At 67.0% G+C, this 8,235-nt stretch carries 6 protein-coding genes; 1 reads left to right on the top strand and 5 read right to left on the bottom strand.

The genetic code is table 11. The features are described from left to right. The 4 genes from gshA to ACE3SS_RS13945 all read right to left on the bottom strand — a co-directional run. Nucleotides 1-936 (bottom strand): glutamate--cysteine ligase (gene gshA, locus ACE3SS_RS13960; protein WP_374594951.1); only part of this gene is annotated, 936 nt, incomplete at its 3' end. 123 nt (nucleotides 937-1,059) lie between these two features. Further along, nucleotides 1,060-2,577 (bottom strand): ammonium transporter, encoded by a 1,518-nt coding sequence (locus tag ACE3SS_RS13955; RefSeq protein WP_374594949.1) that lies wholly within the window; start codon nucleotides 2,575-2,577, stop codon nucleotides 1,060-1,062. 52 nt (nucleotides 2,578-2,629) lie between these two features. After that, on the bottom strand, nucleotides 2,630-2,968 hold the full coding sequence (locus ACE3SS_RS13950; protein ID WP_374594947.1) for a P-II family nitrogen regulator: 339 nt from the start codon (nucleotides 2,966-2,968) through the stop codon (nucleotides 2,630-2,632). 37 nt (nucleotides 2,969-3,005) lie between these two features. Beyond that, entirely contained in the window at nucleotides 3,006-3,788 is a 783-nt protein-coding gene (locus ACE3SS_RS13945) for a TorF family putative porin (protein WP_374594945.1), read from the bottom strand. Nucleotides 3,789-4,103: 315 nt separating this feature from the next. On the opposite strand from ACE3SS_RS13945, the gene ACE3SS_RS13940 reads away from it, so the two are divergent. Continuing rightward, nucleotides 4,104-5,636, top strand: a complete 1,533-nt coding sequence (locus ACE3SS_RS13940; RefSeq protein WP_374594943.1) for a YifB family Mg chelatase-like AAA ATPase — start codon at nucleotides 4,104-4,106, stop codon at nucleotides 5,634-5,636. A gap of 17 nt (nucleotides 5,637-5,653) precedes the next feature. Here ACE3SS_RS13940 and metH read toward each other — a convergent pair. Further along, on the bottom strand, nucleotides 5,654-8,235 hold a 2,582-nt coding region (gene metH, locus ACE3SS_RS13935), incomplete at its 5' end, for a methionine synthase (protein WP_374594941.1).

Genomic DNA, 8,235 nt, shown 5'->3' with positions numbered 1-8,235 from the left:
CATCTTGTTGCGCGTGCGGCGGTTCAGCTCGGTCAGATCCTTGGCGTCGCGCACGGTCATGATGCCCATGCCGTAGGTGCCGTTGTCGGCCTTGACGATCACGAAGGGCTTTTCGTTGATGCCGTATTCCTTGTACTTGCGGCGGATCTTGGTGAGCAGCGTGTCGACGTTGCTCTGCAGGCATTCGTTGCCGGTGCCTTCGGCGAAGTTGACCTCGCCGCAGCGCGAGAACATCGGGTTGATGAGCCACGGGTCCATGCCCAGCAGCTTGGCGAACTTCTTGGCCACTTCCTCGTAGGCCTCGAAGTGCTGACTCTTGCGGCGCACCGCCCAGCCGGCGTGCAGCGGCGGCAGCAGGTATTGCTCGTGCAGGCCGCGCAGCACGTCGGGGATGCCCGCCGACAGGTCGTTGTTGAGCAAGATCGTGCAGGGGTCGAAGTCTTTCAGGCCCAGGCGGCGCTTGCCGCGCACCAGCGGCTCGACGGTGAGCGTGCTGCCATCGGGCAGCGGCAGCGTGGTCGGCGCGGTGATGGTTTCGTCGAGCGTGCCCAGGCGCACATTGAGCCCCGCCAGCGTGAAGATCTCCATCAGCCGCGCCACGTTGGCCAGGTAGAAGGTGTTGCGCGTGTGCTTCTCGGGGATCAGCAGCAGGTTCTTGGCCTCGGGGCAGATCTTCTCGATGGCCGCCATCGCCGCCTGCACGGCCAGCGGCAGCATCTCGGTGGTCAGGTTGTTGAAGCCGCCCGGGTACAGATTGGTATCGACCGGCGCGAGCTTGAAGCCGGCGTTGCGCACGTCCACCGAGGTGTAGAACGGCGGCGTGTGCTCCATCCATTCGAGGCGGAACCAGCGTTCGATGGCGGGCATCGATTCGAGGATGCGTTGCTCGAGCTCGTTGATGGGGCCGTTGAGCGCCGTGATGAGGTGAGGGACCATGCGCGGATTGTGGTGCGTGAGGGACGGAAGGCCATTCTAGGGATTCGGCCCGCGCCGTGGCGTCGCCAAGAAAAAAGGCCGCCCCCGAGGGAGCGGCCTTGCCGGCACAAGGTCGCGCCAGGCTCAGTTGTGATACGCCGTTTCGCCGTGCGAGGTGATGTCCAGACCTTCGCGCTCTTCCTCTTCAGGCACGCGCAGGCCAATCACCAAGTCAACCAGCTTGTAGGCGACGAACGACACCACGCCCGACCAGACGATGGTCAAGCCCACCGCCTTGGCCTGGATCAGCACTTGCGCGCCGATGCCGTTGGAGCCCACGGCGGCGGTGACCCAGTCGGTGACCAGGCCCGGGCCCGCCAGCGACTGGTTGTTGAACACGCCCGTCAGCAACGCACCCAGGATGCCGCCCACGCCGTGCACGCCGAACACGTCCAGCGAGTCGTCGGCGCCGAGGATCTTCTTCAGCCCCGTCACGCCCCACAGGCAGACCAGACCGGCGATGAAGCCGATCACGATCGCGCCCATCAGGCCGACGTTGCCGGCTGCGGGGGTGATGGCCACCAGACCGGCGACCGCGCCCGAAGCCGCACCCAGCATCGAGGCCTTGCCCTTGAGCAGCGCTTCACCCAGACACCAGCCCAGCACGGCGGCGGCGGTGGCCGAGAAGGTGTTCATGAACGCCAGCGCCGCCGAGTTGCCCGCCTCGAGCGCCGAGCCGGCGTTGAAGCCGAACCAGCCCACCCACAGCAGCGAGGCCCCGACCATGGTCAGCGTCAGCGAGTGCGGCGTGAAGGCTTCCTTGCCGTAGCCGACGCGCTTGCCGATCAGGAAGGCACCCACCAGGCCCGCCACGGCGGCGTTGATGTGCACCACGGTACCGCCGGCGAAGTCCAGCGCGCCCCATTGCCACAGCAAGCCGGCCTTGGCGTTCATGGCATCGACCACGTCCTTCGAGGCGTAGGCGTCCGGGCCCATCCAGAACCAGACCATGTGGGCGATCGGGGTGTAGCTGAAGGTGAACCACAGCACCATGAAGGCCAGCACGGCCGAGAACTTGGCGCGCTCGGCGAAGGCACCCACGATCAGGCAGCAGGTGATGCCTGCGAAGGTGGCCTGGAAGGCCGCGAACACCAGCTCGGGGATGTAGACACCCTTGCTGAAGGTCGCCGCGTTGGCGAACACGCCGGTGGCGGGGTCGAAGATGCCCTTCAGGAACAGCCTGTCCAGCCCGCCGATGTAGGCGTTGCCCTCGGTGAACGCCAGGCTGTAGCCGTAGAGGCACCACAGCACGACGATCAGCGAGAAGGTCACCATGATCTGCATCAGCACGGACAGCATGTTCTTGCTGCGCACCAGGCCGCCGTAGAACAGCGCGAGGCCGGGCACGGTCATCAGGATCACGAGCAGCGTCGAGACGAGCATCCAGGCGGTATCGCCCTTGTTGACGTTTTGCGGCGGCGCCGAAGCAGCGGCATCCGACGCCGCATCTGCCACAGGGGCCGACGCAGGGGCGGCCGCTTCAGCCGAAGCGGCAGCGACCGGAGCCGATGCAGCCGCGCTGGCGGCATCGTCGGCCATGCTGGGAGTGGCGAATCCGAAGACTGCCAAACCCAGCGCCAGGGTAGCGATGAGTTTTCTCATGGGTTTGCTTTCGTGTTGCGGTTCACGGGCTGGTTGGCAACCGGGCTGACGCTCAGAGCGCGTCGTTGCCGGTTTCGCCGGTGCGGATGCGGACGACCTGCTCGATGCTGGTCACGAAAATCTTGCCGTCGCCGATCTTGCCGGTGCGGGCCGAGGCCTCGATGGCTTCGATCACGCGGTCGACGATGGCGTCGTCCACGGCCGCTTCGATCTTCACTTTGGGCAGGAAGTCGACCACGTATTCCGCGCCACGGTACAGCTCGGTGTGGCCCTTCTGACGACCGAAGCCCTTGACTTCGGTCACGGTGATGCCCTGCACGCCGATGGCGGACAGAGCCTCACGCACTTCATCGAGCTTGAACGGCTTGATGACGGCAGTCACCATCTTCATGGTTGGCTCCTTTTTTCTGGGGTTGTCGGGTGAGAGATCAGAACGTCTTGGACAGCGACAGCACGAGGCCGGTCTTGCCCGCGCCGCGCGTGGGGCTCACGCCGGTGGTGAACCAGTCCTTCTTGCTGGTCGAGATCAGCGAGGCGCCCGCCACCCAGCCGCTGAAGTCCTTGGTCATGCCCAGCTTGTAGTCCGACGCGTTGTTAGCCACGAGGCCCGCATCCTTGCCATGCGGCACCTTCTGGTAGCCGTAGTGGGCGTTGATGCCATAGCCTTGGCCCAGGTCGTAGGCGAAGCCCAGGTCAAGGTAGTAGTTGCCGTCGGTCTTGACTTCGGGGGTCGTCGCGGTCGCGTCGCCCAAACCGAAGAAATTCGACAGGCCGTACGAGAGCTTGGCGGTGAAGAAGCTGTAACTGGCGCCGATGTAGATTTCATCTTGGTGCGCCTGCTTGCCTGCCGCGTTCATGAAGCCGTGGTTTGACGACGGGTAGTAGTAGTAATAGGCGCCGGCATCCAGGGCGACCGGGCCGGCGTTGAATTTGTAACCGCCGTAGAAGTCCATTTCGAGCGAGGCGCCGCGATACAGGGCCTGCTCGACATTCGAGTTCCAGTTGCCCACATAGAAGCCCGAGCTGTGCGCGAGGTCGAAGCCGCCCTGGAAGGCCGGCTTGTAGGCGGTTTGCGTGTAGCCACGGAAGCGGTAATCGCTGAACAGGCCTGCGTTGCCGGTGAGCGTCCAATCGGGCTTGGCTTCTTCAGCGTAGGCAGCCGAGATGGACAGCAGGCTCAGGGCAGCGAGGGCAAAGGCTTGTTTCTTCATGCATTTCTCCGATTGGGAAAGGGGGTTCGAGATTCGCGACAGAGCTTCTGCACGATCCATGCCACGCCCCGATCTGGCCCGCCACGCCCCAAATGCCCCCGCACGCACCGGCTTGGACTTCACCCTGCACCAAGTTGAGTCACTCCCGGGGCCAAACACGCCGCGACGACGCTGCCCCGCCCACCCCCCCCCCCCGCCAGAAGGCGCCCATCCGGGGGCATGGGTCGCCGAAAGCACTGCTACAGTTCGGCGAGGCTGGATATAAACACAGTACTTAGCCAGCTCGCCAACTCGTCTTGCAGGGAGATGTCAGACATGTCGCTCGCCATCGTGCGCAGCCGGGCCTTGGACGGCCTCAACGCGCCACCCGTCACGGTCGAAGTCCACCTGGCCAACGGCCTACCCAGCTTCACGCTGGTCGGGCTGGCCGACACCGAAGTCAAGGAAGCCCGCGAGCGCGTGCGCGCCGCCATGCAGAACAGCGGACTCGACTTCCCGCACAACAAGCGCATCACCGTCAACCTGGCGCCGGCCGATCTGCCCAAGGAGTCTGGCCGCTTCGACCTGCCCATCGCGCTGGGCCTGCTGGCGGCGAGCGGGCAGATCGACGCGGCGCAGCTGGCCCGCTACGAGTTCGCCGGCGAGTTGTCGCTGGCCGGCGAGCTGCGCCCGGTGCGCGGCGCGCTGGCCATGGCCCTGGCGCTCAAGAGCGAGCCCGAGCCGCGCGCCCTGGTGCTGCCCGAGGCCAGCGCCCGCGAGGCCGCGCTGGTCAGCGAGCTGACCATCCACCAGGCCAGCCATCTGCTCGACGTGGTCGGCGCGCTGCAGCCCGAGGCGCCCAACAGCAACGTCGGTGGCCCCACGCCACTCGCCCTGGCCCAGGCACTGGTCTCGGCGCCATCCGGCAGCGGCCCCGATCTGCGCGAGGTCAAAGGCCAGACCGCCGCCAAGCGCGCCCTCGAGATCGCCGCCGCCGGGGGGCACAGCCTGCTGCTGGTCGGCCCGCCCGGCACCGGCAAATCGATGCTGGCGCAGCGCTTTGGCGGGCTGCTGCCGCCGCAATCCGAGCACGAGGCGCTCGAGTCCGCCGCCATCCTGAGCCTCACCGGCGGCTTCGACCCCAGCCGCTGGACGAGCCGCGCCTTCCGCGCGCCGCACCACACCGCGTCACCCGTGGCCATCGTGGGCGGCGGCTCGCCCCCGCGCCCCGGCGAGATCTCGCTGGCGCACCACGGCGTGCTGTTTCTCGACGAGCTGCCCGAGTTCCCCCGCGCCGCGCTCGAAGCCCTGCGCGAGCCGCTCGAAACCGGCTCGGTGACCATCTCGCGCGCCGCGCGGCAGGCTGAATTCCCGGCGCGCTTTCAATTGCTGGCCGCGATGAACCCCTGCCCCTGCGGCCACCTCGGCAGCCCCACGCGCAGCTGCCGTTGCACGCCCGAGGCCGTGCTGCGCTACCAGGGCAAGCTCAGCGGCCCGCTGCTCGATCGCATCGACCTGCAAGTCGAAGTGCCCGCCGTGGCGCCCGAGGTGCTGAGCGCCCTGCCCGACGGCGAAACCAGCCCGGTCATCGCGGCCCGGGTGGCCGAGACGCGCGCGCGTCAACTGGCCCGCCAGGGCGCCGTGAATGCCGCGCTGCAAGGCGAAGCGCTCGACGCCCACGCGCAGCTCGACGCCGCCGGCCGCTCGTTCTTGCAGGCAGCGGCCACGCGGCTGGGCTGGTCAGGCCGCAGCTACCACCGCGTGCTGCGCATTGCCCGCACCATCGCCGATCTGGCCGCGTCCGCCACGGTGCAGACGGCCCACGTGGCCGAGGCCATCCAATACCGGCGCGTGCTCACGGCGCAGTAGCGCGGCGCCCAGCCGGGTCAAGGCAGCAGCGGGGCCAAGGCGCGGCGGGCCTCGGCCTCACCCAGCGCGTTGCGCTGCGCCCAGTCGGCGAGCTGGTCCGCGCCGATGGGGCCGACGTTGAAATACGTGGCCTCGGGGTGCGCCAAGTAAAACCCGCTCACGCTGGCCGCCGGGTGCATGGCCAGGCTTTCAGTCAGCGACATGCCGATGTCGTCGGCCGACAAAACCGCGAACAGATCGCGCTTGGGTCGGTGGTCGGGGCAGGCCGGGTAGCCGGGCGCCGGGCGGATGCCGCGGTAGCGCTCGGCGATCAATTGCTCGTTGCTCAAGGCTTCGTCGGCCGCGTAGCCCCACAGCTCGGCGCGCACGCGGCGGTGCAGCCACTCGGCAAAGGCTTCGGCCAGCCGGTCGGCCAAGGACTTGAACAGGATCGACGAGTAATCGTCGTGCGCCGCCACGAACTGCTGCTCCTTCTTCTCGACGCCGATGCCCGCGGTCACCGCGAACAGGCCGATGTAGTCCGGCTTCGCGCTCGGGCCCGTCTTCGGCGCGATGAAGTCGGCCAGACAGCGGTTGGGTCGCTTCACGCCGTCGATCACCGGCCGCTCGCTTTGCATGCGCAGGCCGCGCCACGTCATCAGCACCTGGGTGCGCGACTCGTCGGCGTAGATCTCGACGTCGTCATCGTTCACCGTGTTGGCCGGGTACAGCGCCATCGCGCCGTGCGCCGTCAGCCAACGGCCTTCGATGATCTTCTTGAGCATGGCCTGCGCGTCGGCGTAGACCTTGGTGGCCTGCTCGCCCACCACCTCGTCTTGCAGGATGGCCGGGAAGCGCCCCGCCAGATCCCACGTTTGGAAGAACGGCGCCCAGTCGATGCACGCGGCCAGCTCGGCGAGGTCCTGGTTCTTGAACACGCGCCGGCCCAGCACCTTGGGCACCGGCGGCGTGTAGGCGGCCCAGTCGAGCGGCGTCTTGTTGGCGCGCGCCTCGGCCAGACTCACCAGCGGCGTGGCCTTCTTGTTGGCGTGCTGATGGCGCACGCGCTCGTAGTCGAGCCGCAACTCGCCGATGAAGCCGGCGGACTTTTCTTCGGACAGCAGATCCGAGCACACGCCCACGGCGCGCGAGGCATCGGGCACGTAGACCACCGGGCCTTCGTAATGCGGGCTGATCTTGACGGCCGTGTGCACGCGGCTGGTGGTGGCGCCACCAATGAGCAGCGGCGTCTGACGGCTCTTGAAGTAGTCGTCGCGCTGCATCTCGGCGGCCACGTGCTGCATCTCTTCAAGGCTGGGCGTGATCAAGCCGGACAAGCCGATGATGTCCGCCCCCACCTCCTTGGCCTTGTTCAAGATGTCTTGCGCGGGCACCATCACGCCCATGTTGACGACCTCGAAGTTGTTGCATTGCAAGACCACGGTGACGATGTTCTTGCCGATGTCGTGCACGTCGCCCTTCACCGTCGCGATCACGATCTTGCCCTTGGCGCGCACGTCGCCGCCGGCGGCTTCGAGCTGGCGCTTTTCTTCTTCGATGTAGGGCACGAGGTGGGCCACGGCCTGCTTCATCACGCGGGCGCTCTTCACCACCTGCGGCAAGAACATCTTGCCCGCGCCGAACAGGTCGCCGACCACGTTCATGCCGTCCATCAGCGGGCCTTCGATCACGTGCAGCGGGCGTCCGCCCTTGGCCTTGATCTCCTGATAGACCGCCTCGGTGTCTTCGACGATGAAGTCGGTGATGCCATGCACCAGCGCGTGGCTCAGGCGCTCGGCCACGGGGCGGGGGTTGTCGGGCGTGCCGCGCCAGGCGAGCTTGGCCGAATCATCCTTGGCCAGGCCCTTGGCGCGCTCGGCGATCTCGATGAGCCGCTCGGCGGCATCGGGGCGGCGGTTCAGCACCACGTCTTCGACGCGCTCGCGCAGCTCGGGGTCGAGGTCGTCGTACACGCCGACCATGCCGGCATTGACGATGCCCATGTCCATGCCCGCCTGGATGGCGTGATACAGAAACACCGTGTGGATGGCCTCGCGCACCGGCTCGTTGCCGCGGAAGCTGAACGACACGTTGCTCACGCCGCCGCTCACCTTGGCGCCCGGCAGGTTCTGCTTGATCCAGCGCGTGGCGTTGATGAAGTCGACGGCGTAGTTGTCGTGCTCCTCGATGCCGGTGGCGATGGCGAAGATGTTGGGGTCGAAGATGATGTCTTCGGGCGCGAAGCCCACCTCATCGACCAGCATGCGGTAGGCCCGCTCGCAGATCTCGATCTTGCGCTGGTAGGTGTCGGCCTGACCTTGCTCGTCGAAGGCCATCACCACCGCCGCCGCGCCATAGCGCCGCACCAGCTTGGCCTGGCGCTTGAACTCGGCCTCGCCTTCCTTGAGCGAAATCGAGTTGACGATGCCCTTGCCCTGGATGCACTTGAGACCGGCCTCGATCACGCTCCACTTCGACGAGTCGATCATGATCGGCACGCGGGCGATCTCGGGCTCACTGGCGATCAGATTCAAGAAACGCATCATGGCGGCCTGACTGTCGAGCATGGCCTCGTCCATGTTGATGTCGATGACCTGCGCGCCGTTCTCGACCTGCTGCC

This window comes from Aquabacterium sp. (assembly GCF_041915145.1).
Classification (GTDB): domain Bacteria; phylum Pseudomonadota; class Gammaproteobacteria; order Burkholderiales; family Burkholderiaceae_C; genus Aquabacterium.
Note: the sequence above shows the minus strand (reverse complement) of the source record. Positions and strands in the feature narration are given on the sequence as shown.